Origin of the sequence: Chryseobacterium limigenitum (assembly GCF_900114875.1) — a bacterium.
GTDB lineage: Bacteria > Bacteroidota > Bacteroidia > Flavobacteriales > Weeksellaceae > Chryseobacterium > Chryseobacterium limigenitum.
Genome location: NZ_FPKW01000011.1, coordinates 124,697 through 139,919 on the forward strand (window position 1 = coordinate 124,697; position 15,223 = coordinate 139,919).

A 15,223-nucleotide genomic window follows, 5' to 3' on the forward strand; every position below is an offset into this window, starting at 1 on the left:
AATTTTAAGGTTGATAAAGTTTAGCAATATCCAATTCCTGAGTAGACCTCATCAGCTCTATTCCCGCTCTTCGTTGATTGAAGATGGTATTCTGATATTCAAGTTCGGCAACTTCGAGATCACTTTCAGCTTCTATCAGTTGAGATGATTTGCTGATTCCGTATCTGAATTCTTTTTCAGCCTGGATCAATGCATTTTTAGCCAATTCTTTTTCTTTACTTTTTAAAGCGATCTGTGCGGTTGCGATATCGTAATTGGTTTGGTTGTTGGCTAAGTTTAAAGTCAGTTTTTTAAGGGCATCTTCCTTTTGATTCATAAGAACTTCTTTTCCGATTCGGGCAGTTTCTTCTGCATGTTTTCCTTCTCTTCCATCGAAAATCTCCCACTTAAATCCAACACCGGCAGTAAATAAAGGAAGAATATTAATATTGGTCGGTCGCCAATCTAATTTGGCTCCTTCATAACCGATTGCAGGGACGGCAGGAATTACATTTTCGGAAGTTTTAATTCTGCTTCCATACAATCCGATATAATAAGCTGAAGCCATCAGCTGAACCTTTGGAATCATCCAGGTTCTTTCGGCTTTTATTTTATAGTCGGCGGCAACAATTCCATGTTCTAGGGCACGGATCTCTGCTCTTTTTTCAATTCCGTTTTCGGGATTCAACAGTTCTACGGGAGACAGAACAGGTTCTATCATTCTGAGACGTTCTTTCTGGATTCCTGTTAAGATGTAAAGTTGAGTGAGAAGCAATTCTTTTTTGCCTTCATATTCTACCACTTTTGCGTTTAATGTGGCTTGAGCCAATTCGATTTTTTTATGATCATAAGGTGTTATCAAACCGTAGCCTAAAGCCTTATCGGCTGTTTTACGATTAATATCAAGTCTTTTTTTGCTTTCATCCAATACTTTTTTGGATTGATGAATTAACGCTAACTGATCATATGCTTTGGAAATATTAGCCACCACTTCATCTTTGGTTTTCTCCAGCAAAATATCTTCAGACATTTTCTTTTCTTCGATGGCTTTCTTTAAATATTTCACTTTTCCGCCTGAATAGAGAAGCATTTTGGCGTCTGTTTTTGCAATTCCTGAGAAGCCCGAAACATTTAGATTATTATTAAAACTTCCTTCCGGAATACGGATAAAAGGAGCTAAATTAATTTCAGGAGACGTTAATCTAGCCGTTGCGTTGAGATAGCCGACTTGTCCGCTAACTTCTAGTGTGGGGAGAAAAATATCTTTTAATTTATGTTCGTCAAGATCGGTCAGTTTATTTTGTGTGATCTGCATTTTAAGATCCGAATCCCGTATCATCGCACTGTCGAGAAGTTCTCTAAAATCCGGAGCAGACTGAGCCCAACCGAAAGTTGGAAGTATAAAAAAACCAAGCGTAAAAATCAGTAGATTGCTTTTCATGGTTCATGTTTACAACAAATATAATGCAAAAAATGATGAAAAGCTATAGAGAATATACACTAAGTAGTGAATTTAATAACGGTTTAAATTCAGTTTAGCTCAAAGCTTTTATTGATGGGAGTTTTGAGAGAATCGTTTAGCTTATATTTAAGTTTTGTTTTAATTGAAAAAATTCTTTGATTTATCTATTGATGGATTTTTTGTCATTGCGAGGAGCGAAGCGACGAAGCAATCTCTTTGTTTTAATTATTAAATTAATCTGTTTGTTTTAATTAGTGAAATCATTCGTGAGGACAGACTTTGTGATTAGAATTACTGTGTTTTTAATGAGATTGCTTCGTCGCTTCGCTCCTCGCAATGACCGAAATTGGTAATGGAGGCAAATACCCTAGCCCTGATTGGAACGACATCCTTTTGAGTTGCGGCTGAAGCAAAGCGCAAGCCGTAACTCAAAAGATATAGTGGAAAGCAGGAAATAGCTTCTAAAAAAACAAAACTCCCCACGAAATGTGAGGAGTTAATATGTAAATCGTTTAAGATTATTTTTGAACGGCTTTCTTCATTGCAGCGTCCGGACGCAAGATTCTGTAACGAACTTCCAGATCTTTTGGGACGTAAAATACCAATGGCAGTTTGCTGTTGTATCTTACAATCTCGGGCTGGATGTAGACGAATTTTTTGGTCATTTTTTTGTCCGGGCACGCCATTAATGTGCTTCCGACTTCTCCGTTGGATTCTACATCATAATAGTTGTAGCCCCATCCTTGCAGGTCCTGAGATCTTACATTTCCCATCAAAAATTGCTTGTTACAGTCCAACATTTTTTCTGCACCTACAAAAAACTCTACTTTTAAATCGTTTTCGTTTTTAGCAATCGGAAGCTGGATATATACTTGTTTGTAACCGTCTTTTGCTTTCGGGAACATTTCAATCTGTAATTTTTCAAATTTATCTGCTTTCTTTTGTGCGAAAGCATTTACACCGATCAACATTACCAATCCCGTCATTACTGTTTTTGAAAATTTCATTTTGTTTTATTTTTAATATTTTACTACTTCCCAATAGCCAAAAATCATTCCAAAATCTGAACATCTGTTCCTTTTGTATGAGCATTCATCTGCGGTGCATAATAGTTTTGCATTGTTGTGATCCCGTTGGAGAACTTTCCTGATGCGTTGGCTATATAATCGTACTCGAATACAAATTTACCTTTCGGCATATATTCGATATAGAAATTGGTGGAAGCATCTTTTGTAGACTGATAGTATCCTAAATTGTTCTTCCATTGGTAGCCTGACAACACATTTACCGGTTCAAATCCTGCTGCGCGCATATCTTTAATATGGATAAATTCCATTGGTCGGTCGGTGTTCAGGATCATTCTTACCGTTACTTTATCCCCTACTTTTAATGGAGTTTCCGGTGAGATTTTCTGTAATTCTTCTCCGTTTACCGTTTTCACTTTTTTGTACAGTTCTTTTGTGATGGAGATGTAATTTTCTGATGATTTTATTTTATCTAAATCTTCATAATACTGCCAGAATAATCCACCCTGAACAATTCCGGGACCTGGTTTTGTTACCGTTACTGTTGCCAAATTTTTATCAACAACATCAGTTTTTACGGTAGATTTTACATAACCTGTTGCCTGAGTTTGCGGTTGTAATTCTTTTCCGCCCCAAACGATTGTTGCTTTGTCGCTTTCAGTACTCGTCCATGATTTTCCTGAATTTAATATCGTAAAAATCACTTCCGAAGTTCCTCTTGAAGTTCCCCAAGAATTGACTTCTTTTTGCGTGATTAACCAGATTTTCATGTCTTCAATGAACTTCTGATCGTTTGGTTTCAATGTGTTGAAAGCTTCCAATGCTCCCGCCTGATTCACTACTTTTGAACTGAACCAACCCCAATCATTAAGATTTTGTTTCCAATAAACTCCCTGCGTTTTTGTGTCGGTGGAAGTTTCTTTTAGATAATTCATTAATTTATCTGAAGTATCTTTTAATCCGTAATTGCTCATCAATAAAGCCGAACGGTGCAATCCGAAGAATGTGAAATCCGCAGGCTTAGCCTGTTTTGATTTTTTAATAACAGCATCTTTTAGAATCTTACCTTTGCCTTTTAATGGATATTGTTTTTCCCAATAATTTCGGGTATCAAGATAATCCAATGTCCAGTTATTCCAAACATTTTCTTTTTTGACATCCCAATATTTCGCGATCTCGTTATCTACATACTGAACCAGTTTCGCAACCAATTCTTTCTGCTCTGAACTTTGATAATCTTTCACGTTATCTTTTAACCAAGAATTGATTTTTCCTAAGTTTTTAAGAATATATAAAGAAGTTCCATACGAGCTCGGATATCCTGAATACCAAGAGAAACCTCCGTCCGGATTTTGCAGTTTTTTGAAATCATCCCAATCATTTTGTATGGAATTACGCATTGTATTTGTATCAAATAAAAGCGAAAGTTTCGCCATTTGCTCTTCTTCATTTTTACTTTCCAATACCCAAGGAGTTTCTTCCAATAACAATTGTTTCAATTCCTGATTTTTTTCAAGATTTGATTTTAATAATCCTTTGCTTTGATATTCTTCGAAAACCGTTTTCATTTTTGGATTAGCTTTGAAAATTTCAGAAGCCAACACATCCGCAAACCATTTATTAAAGATCACATCGGCAGAATTATTCTGATCATTTTTCAGGCTTGGAAGTGCAAACATAATTTCCCAGATCGGATTTGTCGTCAGTTCCAGTGTATTTGAAACATTGGAAATGGTTGTAGAGTTTGCATCTTTAAGATTATCCAAAACAAACGTTTTCGTTTCGCCTTCTTTCACAAAAACAGGAACGGCATCGGTCACCAACATTCTGTTTGGTAAAATTGCAACCGCTTTTTGTTCGCCGTCAGAATATTGTCCGGCTTTTGCAACCACTTTTAAAATGATTGATGAAACATTGTTCGGAACTTTTACTTTCCAGGTTAGTGCTGAATTTCCGTTTTCGTTTAAATCAAAATTCTGAGCGCTTGCGTTTAATCCAAATTTAGATGAAATATCTTCGTTGGTGAATGCATCCAATATTTGAAGATTTGCTGAACCGCTTAATTTTTTGCTCGTTAAGTTTGATAGTTTTGATTGAAGATTCAACTCATCCCCTTCTCTCAAAAATCTTGGATAATTTGGCGTTACAGAAAACTCTTTCTGCGTCACGACTTCTTTATTTAACGTTGCTGCTCTTGCGTCTTTTGTGTGAGCCAAGAACATCAGTTTCCATTTTGTCAATGCTTCCGGAGAAGTGAATTCGAAGCTTACATTTCCTTCTGCATCGGTTTTTAAATCTGGATAGAAAAAGGCTGTTTCGTTTAGATTTTGACGGACAGGGACTTTATCTAAAGAAGCTTTATCATCTTTGTCCAATACGCCATCCGCATCAACATCCGTGTATTCTTTTTTCTCTTGCTCAGTTAATTGTCTTCCTGAGTTGAGAACGTCTATTGCTGCGTCATCCGTTCTTACGCTTTCAAGCCTCATCTTCGCTCTTGGAGCAGCCATTGGAGCCGGAACAGCATTAGCATATTCTTTTACTGCAATTCCTGATGCCATTCCTTGCAGGTACCCTACAACATTATTATCAAACCAATTGAACTGCGGCACTTCAACATAATTACCATTGAAATACTGCAATCTCTTCTGATAATATTTCTGCTCCAGATATTGTCTGATATCATAAGAAGTTACGCTTGAAAAAGTAGTATATAATTTTTCCCAGTTAAAACTGTTCGCAGCAAACTGATCAAGAGACATGTCGTACATATTTGCCAATACCTCAGCATTGATCTTTTCTTTGTCACTTCCTAAAACTTTCACAGACCATTTTTCCTTAGAATTTGGTTCCAATTTATCTCTGAAAGTCACCGTCTCAATTCTTAATGGCTGTTCTGTGTCTTTTATTTTTAAATTAACAGATTGCGTCTGAGCATCATTAAATGCCACAACCTGAAACTGAATATTCAAAGTCAATACATTTTTATCTTTCGGAACATCTACCATATATTCAAGAATTCCGTTTTTGAATTTCTGAGTTTCCGAAACTGTTTTTCCTGAACCGTCCTGTACAAAAATATTCACTAAAGCATCAGGAACCGCAGAATACACATAGATTTTAGCCTTCTCCCCTCTTGAAAATTCCTCTTTAGGTTCTAAAACAGTTAAAAATGTTTTCTGAGTTGGTTTTAAAGAATTTTTATCCCAAACACTGAAATTCTGAGAAGATTTTATCGTGTCTTTTCCTTCAATATTGTATAATTCTAACTGATAATCTCCAGCTTCAAGTTTTCCAAGATCCAGACTGGTTGCAAGTTGAGAGTTGTCTGTTGATGGTTGTTGTGTTTTATTGAAGAGAACTTTTTCAATTTTCCAGTTTTTCAATTCATCATTTTTATCAAATAAATCATGTGGAAACTTGTTGATGAACTCTTCTTTTGAAAATTTCGGAAGATCCTGAATTTCTGATGTAAAATTATCTCTGAAAATTCTGTTCGGTGCTTCCAGTTTTGATAATTTAACCTGATATGATTTTTTAAGATCCTGCTCGTTATAATTCTTCGTTTCAACTTTTACTTTTACATTTTCATCCGCAAAAGTATTTTTGATGTCTTCTGCCTTAATATAATGTGAAACCGAAGCCACTTTCAACTGCGTATCTGCAGACTGCGTTTCACCATTAATGTCTGTAACTGAAGCATTAATTTCATAATTATCAATCTGAATACCTTCTAATTTTTCATCTTTTTTAAGATCTAAACGAATAACAAATTCTCCTTTTTCATTCGTTTTAGCCTCTCCAAGAATTGAATTTTCGTTGTCATCACCTTGTGGATACCATCCAAAATATCTCCATCTGATATTGTGCTTTTTGATCTCGTAATTCACTGTTGTATTGCTCAACGCAACACCGGAGAACATCATGGCTTTTCCTTTTAATTCTATGGTTTGACCATATTTATATTCTTCTTTTACGGGATCAAAAGTCACTTCAAATTTTGGTCTTTTATATTCTTCAACGCGAATATTTTTATAACCCTGAGTTTCATTATTAGTTTTTAAATAAAAGACGCCATTCAGTTTTCCTTTTGGAAGGATGAAACTTCCGTGGTATGAACCGAATTCATTGGTTATAAAGTCTTGAGAAGAAACCTCTTCACCATTGGTATCCTGTAACGTTATTTTCTGTTTTAAACCAGAAGCAACTGACTCAATTTCTTTATCAATTTTAGTATTAATTACTTTGAAATAAACAGTTTGTCCGGGTCTGTAAATCGCTCTGTCTGTAAAGATCTGAGCTTGCGTACGGGTTTGTTTGTTCGGATTATATTCTGCTGGACTTCCATCATTTCCATACACTTGCATGATCTGGAAACTGTTGGATTTTGGCTGTTGGATCAGAAAAGTTCTGTAATAATCCTTGCTTGTCGTCGAAGGAAATTTGAAAATACCTCTATCATTTGTTTTACCTTCAATTTTAGCAAATGTTTTATTAGAAACAAATTCATAAAATGTAAGATTTTCATTAATAGCAGGTTTTCCGTTTTCGCTGTTGACTAATTTTAGTTCGTTTAAAAGTTGATTTCTATCGGTTTTAGATTGATAAATAATTCTGTTATCTGAAACCAAAAAGTAAAAATTCTGTCTCGAATCAACATCTTTTGTATCAGAACCTGCTACAGAATATTCTGCCACATAAACTCCTGAAGGAAGAGGCTTGATCTCCAAAGATGTTTTATGCGTTTGAAAATCTTTGGGATCAGACAACTGGAAAACTTCTTTTCTTACCAAATTCTTTTTAACCTTACTATACATATCTCCGTAAGAATTTTGAACATATTGCATCAATGATGTATAATCTTCTTTTACTTCATAGATATTGATTGAAAATTCTGAAACATTTTTATACTCTGCAACAATATGAATTGGCAGGTTGCCTTGCGTCTGTTCTTCATATTTAATATTTAAAGAAGGATTTGTGATCTGATTTTCCTTGTTTTTAATATTTTCAATAAAAAGAGATTTCGGATACTGGCTTTTCGCCTGAGCTGCAACATCTAAAGCTTCTTTCGATTTCTTTTTACCATTAAGCTCCGTCATGATCTCTTCCATGATTAAAACCTTGTAATCTCCCTCTACATTAGATTTAACAAGATTTTGAAGTTGTTCTAATTTATCTTTGCATTGATTGAAATTACAATTCTCCGATAATTTCTGATGCATGAAATACAGCTTAGAATTTCCGGTATTTTGAGCAATTAATTCATCAAAAATAGTATTGATCTGCGTTCTGTTCTCTGTAAGTTCATTTTTTGTAAAAAGTCCGTTATCAGATAAGAAATTAACCTTTCTCAAAGAATACCAATCTAACAAAGTCGGGAAATAAGCAATATCTTTCGTATTTGAAAAAGCATCTTTATAACCATTTAAAGAAACCTTTTTCATTTCTGGCTTCTGCTGATCTAATTCCTGAAAATTTTTAGTTAAATAGTTTTTAAAATCAAGCTTACTCCAAGTTTCGATCTGAGAAACATCCTGTGAGTTGATATTCGTTCTTCCATCAATTTCCCAAGAATGCTGATTATAATAATCCATGAAAAAACCATTCAGCAAAACATTATAAACCAACTTACCTTCGCCTTTTAAATTTTTATCAGAATTTTGAAGTTTAACGAAAAACTTAGAGGCCGCATCATTTTTATCATCATCACTCGTCTGATTGACGATCGTAAATTCTGCTTTTAAAGACCGGATAAGCTGAAGTGTATTATTTTCTTTCATAGCATGGTTTTGTATGTCTAAAATAACGGGAAGATTAGATTTATAAGCACCTTTTTTACTATTTTCCTCTATTTTTTTCCACTGATCATCATAATACTTTTGACCGAAAGCTCCTGATGAGCTCAGTAGTAAAAGTAAAAGCACAAAAATCTTGGAGAATTTTTTCATATATGTTATTTTTGTATAAATGAATTTCTTAAAAATACTCAAAAAAACTGTTATAGACAGTCAACTTTATGTCTCATTAATGGGAACACTTTTTGCAGTATTTTTCATGCTAGAGCAAAACACGTTCCGTTTGCCTACTGTTATCCTGATATTCATCACTTATTTCAGTGGATATCTTTACACAAAATACCAGCGTACCAAACATTTCTTTAAAATATTAATCTTAAATGCGGTTGCAGGCGTAATTTGTGCATTTCTCATCATTCATAATCATAATGAAATACGATTGATAAAATGGTTCATTATTGTGGTTTTAGGACTTCTTTACAATAGTTTTTTTCTTGAAGTTTATATTCGGAAAATCCCTTTTTTGAAGGTATTTTATGTTGGACTTGTCTGGGCACTTGTCAACTGCTGGCTAACTTTGCATGAATTTAATTTCCCCATTTTCATGATAAGCTTTTTCTTTATTACCGCCTTAGTTCTGCCTTTTGATATTCGGGATATGAAAAGCGATACTATTAAGACTTTTCCCATGATAATTGGGGTTCAAAATACAAAGTATATTGCTTATTTACTTGTTTTTGTGAGTAGTATTTTGGCCAGTTTTTATTTAAATAGTCATTATTCGATTGCCTTTTTTCTTACAAGTATTGTGACTTATATTTTTATTTATTTCGCTGAAAATAAGAGAAATGATGCCTATTTTTCTTTCGGTGTTGAAACATGTTCTTCACTTCCTTTTTTATTTCTAGTAATATTGGAGTATTTTTGACGCATGATTATTAATAAGCTTTCCCTGTATAATTTCAAAAACCATTCTGAGAAAAAATTTGAATTTTCTCCACAGATCAATTGTTTCGTAGGAAATAACGGGGTTGGAAAAACGAACATTCTGGATGCTCTTCACTATCTTTCAGTAGGGAAAAGTTTTTTGGGAAATACTGACATTAATAACATTAAAAAAGATGAAGACTTTTTCACAATAGATGCTGAAATTCAGAATGATAACAGTGAAGACATCATTAAAATCTCCCAACCTAAAGAATCAAAAAAGATCATTAAAAAGAACGATAAAAGCTATGACAGAATGGCTGATCATATCGGTTATTTACCAAGTGTGATGATCTCTCCCTATGACTCTAATCTGATCTCAGATTCGGGGGAAAGCAGAAGGAAGTTTCTGGATTCGATGATCTCGCAGACAAATTCTGAATATCTTTTTGAATTGATTCAATATCAAAAAACAATTCAGCAAAGAAATGCATTGTTAAAATATTTCGCTAAAAACCGAGTTTTTGATAAAGATTCTTTAGAAATCTATGACGACCCCATTTCCAGATCCGGAACTAAAATTTTTGAAAAAAGAAGAGAGTTTGTATCACAGCTTAATCCTATTGTACAGAACTTTTATAACATCATTTCCGGCGGAAAAGAAACCGTTTCTGTGATTTACGAATCACATCTATTTGATGGCTTCGACTCCGCTCAGCCTGACAAAGTTTTCAGAGATTTATTAAAAGATAACATTGAGAGAGACAGAATGTTAACCTACACTTCAAAAGGAATTCATAAAGATGATCTGCTTTTTGATATGGATACTGTCTTAATTAAAAAAATAGGCTCACAAGGTCAGCAAAAATCCTTTCTTATTGCGTTAAAATTAGCTCAAATGAGTCTTGTTAAGGAACTGACAGGAAAAACCCCCATCCTTTTATTGGATGATATTTTTGATAAGCTTGATGACCACAGAGTTTCTCAGCTTATTGAACTCGTGAATCAGGAAAATTTCGGTCAGATTTTTATAACAGATACACACAGAGAACGCACAGAAAGTGTTGTGAAAAACATTAATGAGGAAAGCATAATTTTTGAAATTTAATTATGAAGAAGAAAAAACGTGAATTCCAATCCTCAGAACTGGTGAAATCATTTGCCAGAATCTATGGCTTTGAACATAAACTTGTAGCCTTTGAAATTAAAGATTTCCTTGAAGAATATCTTGATGAAAGCCTTTTTAATGAAATCAACAGTGTAAATATTGAAGACAAATGCATTATTATAAAGATTAATTCTCCTTTATTGAAGAACGATTTTAAAATGCGCAGAAGTTTTTATCTTAAAAAATTTCAAGCTCAATTTGGGGAGGATAAATTTAATGATCTTCAGATTTTGTAGACATTGAATTGTTCATCATATCATCAGCTCTTTTATCCAGGCCTGAGCTTATCGGAAGGAAAAATTTTAATGGATTTTTGAAAAAATAACTAAATATTTCTTTATAAATTTCACTAACCTGTCCAAAATTCAGTTTTCTTGATCTAAATGCCAAAAACATTGACAAGCTGAAACTTACCAAAAAGTTAAAGAATCCAATCAGGAAAACGGTAATAAACGAGATCCAGAAAGTATAAGAATCAACAGAAAAATCTTTTCCGTAAAGCCCGATCGCAAAATTACCTGCTGCAAAAGTAATGTGACGAATATCCAAATCTAATCCAAAGAATAATCCGACAGGAGCTGTTGCTCCAAGGAAAACTCCAAACCAGAAATTAGAGACGATTCCCGGCCAGTTTTTAGCGTAATATTTAGACAATCCTTTGGCAAATTTAGCTCCAAAAAGTCTTCTGATAGATAGGTTCTTCGCAATTCTTTCCGGTATTTGGAAAAAGACTGAATTGTTCCCAATATTTCCTGAAATTATCCCCGAAATAAAAAGATAAAATCCTGCAATACTTGCATGTAAAATAGCTTTAGAGTGAAAAGGATCTAGATCTTTCAGTAATTTATCAGATCGGTCAACCGCAAGATTTTGTGAGAAAAACACGTCCAACCCATAAATAATGGCCAACGCAATCGGGAAAGATAACAACACATTCCCGACAAACGCAATAAACTGACTTCTAAAAAGTTTGGAAACCAAATGCGCAAATTCTGTCCTGTCATTTTTAGTATTTCCTTCTTCAGAAAGAACTTTGGTCATTGTTGCTGCTGTCATGGCCGGCTGTTTCGTTGCCAACGTAAAACCCATCAGATAAATCATAACAAATCCCATCGCATAGTTCATCGAATATAAAAATGCATGTGAAAAATCACTTCCGGGAATGTAACCGTAAAGCATTTTCAAAACACATAATGCTCCAACAATAATCCCGCCACCACTCGCCTTATAGAACATTTTCATATACTCTTTTCGGGTAGATGTAATGTAATGTGCGCCTGTTTCTGCGGTATGGTTTGTAATAAGATGGGAAAGTAATCTCGTACTGTCATTGATGAGTTCCGAAATATTATTCTTATGAGATTTATAACTTAATATGTTAAAAATTAACTGTTTAGATTTAATAAGAATATCATCCTCAGTATCAATTACCAACAAATTGACAATATCATAAACCCTTTGCATCTGCTGGCGGATTTTAAGAAGAGATTGATTGATCTTCCCTGAAATACCGTATTTAGAAGAATTTTTAAAGGCTATATTTACAAATTCCAAACACTGTTCGGTATAAATTTTAATCTGTTTGTATCTGCTGTCTTTTGAATGTAACTGAAGATCAGGATTCTTCTCCAATTCTGCGGCAAGATCTTCCAATTCATTTTGTAAAGCCAAAAACGGATTGTCGAAATTTCTGTATTGCGGAGCCATTCTTACTACTTCCACCTCCATCGCCATTCCTGTAGCGCGCCACGAAAGGATATTCATGGCGAAGATCATTTCTTTTTTTACTTTTGATTTTGTGATAAAATCTGCGGCGCCAAAAATTTTAAGTAATTCATTGATCTCATTTTCGGGAAGATTATGAAGATATTTCAGATCAGCTTTAGGTCTCAAACTGATATTATCCACCATAAACCAAACCGTTTTTTCGTTTTCTACAGGCGGTAATATTTTATTAAGAATCCTTTTTTTAAGTTCGGGGAAGAAAGCATTTTCAGACAGAATATTAGCTTCCGTTAAAGACAGATTGAATGGTCTTCCGGCGAAAATATTATGAATATAGTGTTTAAAATTTTCAGCAAAATTCGGATTATTTCTAAAAAAATTAAGAACATCCGTAAAATCTGTTTTTTTTATACTCTCTAAAAACTCTGCAAAAGGTTCTAAAGAGAGGGTTTCATTCTTAAAAGAAAAATATTTTTTAAGAACAGATTCAAAATTTGCACTGGAATTGAAGAACTTCATTAATACAAAGATACTATTTCAAACTCACATTCCTCATTTGTCTCATGATCCAATTGTGTTTCTTTCTCAAATATGGTGACGGATTTTTTGGATCATATTTTTTAGGGTTCGGTAAAACAGCAGCAATCCAAGCCGCATCTGAAGCCGAAAGATCTTTAGATGGCTTTCCAAAATAATACTGCGCAGCAGCTTCTACTCCGAAAACTCCCTGCCCCATTTCAATTGAATTAAGGTATCTTTCAAGAATTATATCCTTACTCCAAACCTTCTCGATAATGAAGGTATAAACAGCTTCCAAACCTTTTCTCAGCCAGCTTCTACCCTGCCAAAGAAAGACGTTTTTTGCAGTTTGCTGAGAAATCGTGCTTCCACCTCTTATTTTTTTCCCTTTTTCATTATTTTTCATGGCCTTTTCGATGGCCGTGTAATCGAAACCGTCATGCATAAAGAACTTTTGATCTTCCGATGCAATAACTGCTTTTTTCACATTATTTCCCATTTCGTCGTAGGAAATGTAATCTCTGTGCAGTTTTCCAAACTCGAAAAGTCCTCCGATCTGCGTAATAGTGATCGGCGGATTAAAGAATCGCCCCCAAACAATGAATACAACGTTGAGAATGAGAACAATAAAAATAAACTGTTTAATTTTTTTCCACATATCTATTAAAAAGGAACTGCAAAAATAAACAAATAGTCTCAGTTATTGCAATTCTTTCATATAAGTCAACTGATAATCCGGTAGAAGCTCCGGATGAAAAATTTTAATATAATCTTTAAGAACGAGATCTGCCCTTACAATTCCGCTTTCAAAAAAATCATTGGCTTTCTGTCTTTCTTTCCCCATAACTCCATAGATTTTTCCTTTATTGAAAACGTTTAATTTACCATAAAAAGGATTTAGGCTGAGTATTTCTTTTTTTGAAGCATGATTTCCTGCGTTTACCCAATATTGCACACCGTTAGATTTTGCAAAAACTTCTTCAAAGCTCATTGTTAAAGCCTTTTCTTCTATATTGTTCTTTAAAATATATTCAGCATTAGCATCTGAAATGAAGTTTGCCACAAAAGTTTTTCCGCCCGGAAGATACCAGACATCGCCATACATTTCATTCGCTAAAACAACAGGTTTTGATTGAGCTTTTAAGGCTAATTGTTTTAATTCATTATAATTTTTCTCGATTTCACTATATTTTGTTTCAGCTTCTTTGTCTTTTGCAAAAAGTTTTCCAAAAAGCTTGATGTAAGCTGTTTTTTCCAACGGTTTCTGCTCCATATATTCATCAAGAAAAATCACCTGAATTCCGTTATTTTTTAATAATTGATATGTATTGTCGAAACTTGCGATATAGTTGGTAAAAATAGCATCAGGTTTTAATGAAATGATCTTTTCTACATCATATTTCTGTTCGCTTCCTACATTCTGAATTTTTCCTTCTTTAAGTAAGTTTTGGATTTTCTCTGAATAAATATATTCCGGACTTGAAACTCCGATAATCAAATTTTCTGCACCCAATTCAGAAATATATCCTGCCATACTTGCATTCAGTAAGATAATTTTCTTGAAAGGAATCTGATTTTTCTTTAAATCATATGTGAAATTTCCCGATTTTAAGTGCAAGGCATCCTTCTTCTCATCATACTGAACCAAATTCGAGATGGAAACCGATTCTGAAGGTAATTTTTTTTGCTCTCTTTTACAGGCGATTAGCGTGAAAAACGTGATTAACAGTAAAATTTTTGATTTCATCTTTCAAAGAAAAGAAAAAAGTGTTATATTTGCAAACCTTTAAGAAAGGCCTCGTGGCGCAACTGAATAGCGCATCTGATTACGGCTCAGAAGGTTACAGGTTTGAATCCTGTCGAGGTCACTAATTGAATCAAAAGAGAATTTGTAAATTATTGAAAATAAGATAATTACATTTTCTCTTTTTTATTTTTGCGCCCAGAAACGTGCCCAAATTTCAGAAATACTCTTTTTTTAATCTGTTTGAATTTGATTAAATCTATCTGAATACGAAAGGTAGATATGATTATATCTTTGATAACAAATGTACAGAATAATTTTAGGATTTGAAATAATGTCCGTTTGATTCAAAATAATCATACATAATATACCTTGACGTAGCTTCCCAATCAATTACCACAAAGTTAGGTAAATTGAACGGTATACCATTTTCATATAATCCCTGTACAAAATCTTCATCACTTCCGTATTCGCCGTAATAAAAATTGTTTACATATTCATGCAGACTTTGAAAATCCATTTTTCCAAAATTATCCAAACTGGAGTTGCTAACTTTGTTAGGACACAATTCTTATACTCTTTATCTTTAAGAGTATGAAAAAGATCAGAAAAAATTACAGTCTAGAGTTTAAGATCCAAGCAGTATCTTTAAGTGAGCAGCGAGGCAATGTATCCTCGGTAGCTGAAGAATTGGGGATCTGTAAAGAAAGTCTCGTTAATTGGCGAAAACTTCACAAAGAAGGTAAACTTAGCAAGGAAAAACAAATATCCTCTGATCCAATAAGGGAAGAGTTATTGAGACTTCGCAAAGAACTAGAAGAAACAAAGCTTGAACGTGATATCTTAAAAAAGGCGGTAGGCATCTTCTCCAAGAGA

Annotated in this window: 11 protein-coding genes and 1 tRNA gene; 5 read left to right on the forward strand and 7 right to left on the reverse strand. The window is 33.9% G+C overall.

Annotated elements, in window-relative coordinates; genetic code table 11:
- Nucleotides 1-4: 4 nt before the first annotated feature.
- The 3 genes from BT156_RS14150 to BT156_RS14160 all read right to left on the reverse strand — a co-directional run bounded on the left by BT156_RS14150 (nt 5) and on the right by BT156_RS14160 (nt 8,417).
- The gene (locus tag BT156_RS14150; RefSeq protein ID WP_072410975.1) at nt 5-1,420 is read right to left on the reverse strand and encodes a TolC family protein; all 1,416 of its coding nucleotides are present in this window, start codon (nt 1,418-1,420) and stop codon (nt 5-7) included.
- Between the two features lie 539 nt (nt 1,421-1,959).
- Nucleotides 1,960-2,448: a serine protease inhibitor ecotin gene (gene eco, locus BT156_RS14155; RefSeq protein ID WP_072410976.1), complete on the reverse strand. Its 489-nt coding sequence runs from the start codon at nt 2,446-2,448 to the stop codon at nt 1,960-1,962.
- 44 nt (nt 2,449-2,492) lie between these two features.
- A complete protein-coding gene (locus tag BT156_RS14160; RefSeq protein ID WP_072410977.1) occupies nt 2,493-8,417 on the reverse strand; it encodes an alpha-2-macroglobulin family protein in 5,925 nt (1,974 codons plus the stop codon).
- A 19-nt stretch (nt 8,418-8,436) separates the two neighbouring features.
- On the opposite strand from BT156_RS14160, the gene BT156_RS14165 reads away from it, so the two are divergent.
- From BT156_RS14165 to BT156_RS14175, 3 genes are read left to right on the forward strand one after another with little or no spacing between them, the layout of a single operon-like run.
- A complete protein-coding gene (locus BT156_RS14165) occupies nt 8,437-9,192 on the forward strand; it encodes a UbiA prenyltransferase family protein (RefSeq protein WP_072410978.1) in 756 nt (251 codons plus the stop codon).
- Nucleotides 9,193-9,195: 3 nt separating this feature from the next.
- Complete coding sequence (gene recF / locus BT156_RS14170) at nt 9,196-10,299, forward strand: DNA replication/repair protein RecF (RefSeq protein ID WP_072410979.1); 1,104 nt, start codon at nt 9,196-9,198, stop codon at nt 10,297-10,299.
- Nucleotides 10,300-10,301: 2 nt separating this feature from the next.
- A complete protein-coding gene (locus BT156_RS14175; protein ID WP_072410980.1) occupies nt 10,302-10,595 on the forward strand; it encodes a hypothetical protein in 294 nt (97 codons plus the stop codon).
- On the opposite strand, the gene BT156_RS14180 is transcribed toward BT156_RS14175, so the two are convergent.
- From BT156_RS14180 to BT156_RS14190, 3 genes are read right to left on the reverse strand one after another with little or no spacing between them, the layout of a single operon-like run.
- Nucleotides 10,573-12,603, reverse strand: coding sequence for a recombinase (locus BT156_RS14180; RefSeq protein ID WP_072410981.1), 2,031 nt, complete (start codon nt 12,601-12,603; stop codon nt 10,573-10,575). The two genes, BT156_RS14175 and BT156_RS14180, sit on opposite strands and share 23 nt — an antisense overlap.
- A 13-nt stretch (nt 12,604-12,616) precedes the next feature.
- Nucleotides 12,617-13,261, reverse strand: a complete 645-nt coding sequence (gene mtgA, locus BT156_RS14185; protein WP_072410982.1) for a monofunctional biosynthetic peptidoglycan transglycosylase — start codon at nt 13,259-13,261, stop codon at nt 12,617-12,619.
- Nucleotides 13,262-13,303: 42 nt separating this feature from the next.
- A complete protein-coding gene (locus tag BT156_RS14190) occupies nt 13,304-14,350 on the reverse strand; it encodes an ABC transporter substrate-binding protein (protein WP_072410984.1) in 1,047 nt (348 codons plus the stop codon).
- A gap of 47 nt (nt 14,351-14,397) precedes the next feature.
- On the opposite strand from BT156_RS14190, the gene BT156_RS14195 reads away from it, so the two are divergent.
- Nucleotides 14,398-14,471 (forward strand) — tRNA-Arg (locus tag BT156_RS14195).
- A 195-nt stretch (nt 14,472-14,666) separates the two neighbouring features.
- On the opposite strand, the gene BT156_RS14200 is transcribed toward BT156_RS14195, so the two are convergent.
- A complete protein-coding gene (locus tag BT156_RS14200) occupies nt 14,667-14,867 on the reverse strand; it encodes a hypothetical protein (protein WP_072410986.1) in 201 nt (66 codons plus the stop codon).
- Between the two features lie 74 nt (nt 14,868-14,941).
- Here BT156_RS14200 and BT156_RS14205 point away from each other — a divergent pair.
- Nucleotides 14,942-15,223 (forward strand): transposase (locus BT156_RS14205; protein WP_072410988.1); only part of this gene is annotated, 282 nt, incomplete at its 3' end.

Bases quoted from the DNA above. Each gene is read 5' to 3' on its own strand.
- BT156_RS14150 (WP_072410975.1), bottom strand. From the start codon at position 1,420: ATGAAAAGCAATCTACTGATTTTTACGCTTGGTTTTTTTATACTTCCA.
- eco (WP_072410976.1), bottom strand. From the start codon at position 2,448: ATGAAATTTTCAAAAACAGTAATGACGGGATTGGTAATGTTGATCGGT.
- BT156_RS14160 (WP_072410977.1), bottom strand. From the start codon at position 8,417: ATGAAAAAATTCTCCAAGATTTTTGTGCTTTTACTTTTACTACTGAGC.
- BT156_RS14165 (WP_072410978.1), top strand. From the start codon at position 8,437: ATGAATTTCTTAAAAATACTCAAAAAAACTGTTATAGACAGTCAACTT.
- recF (WP_072410979.1), top strand. From the start codon at position 9,196: ATGATTATTAATAAGCTTTCCCTGTATAATTTCAAAAACCATTCTGAG.
- BT156_RS14175 (WP_072410980.1), top strand. From the start codon at position 10,302: ATGAAGAAGAAAAAACGTGAATTCCAATCCTCAGAACTGGTGAAATCA.
- BT156_RS14180 (WP_072410981.1), bottom strand. From the start codon at position 12,603: ATGAAGTTCTTCAATTCCAGTGCAAATTTTGAATCTGTTCTTAAAAAA.
- mtgA (WP_072410982.1), bottom strand. From the start codon at position 13,261: ATGTGGAAAAAAATTAAACAGTTTATTTTTATTGTTCTCATTCTCAAC.
- BT156_RS14190 (WP_072410984.1), bottom strand. From the start codon at position 14,350: ATGAAATCAAAAATTTTACTGTTAATCACGTTTTTCACGCTAATCGCC.
- BT156_RS14200 (WP_072410986.1), bottom strand. From the start codon at position 14,867: ATGGATTTTCAAAGTCTGCATGAATATGTAAACAATTTTTATTACGGC.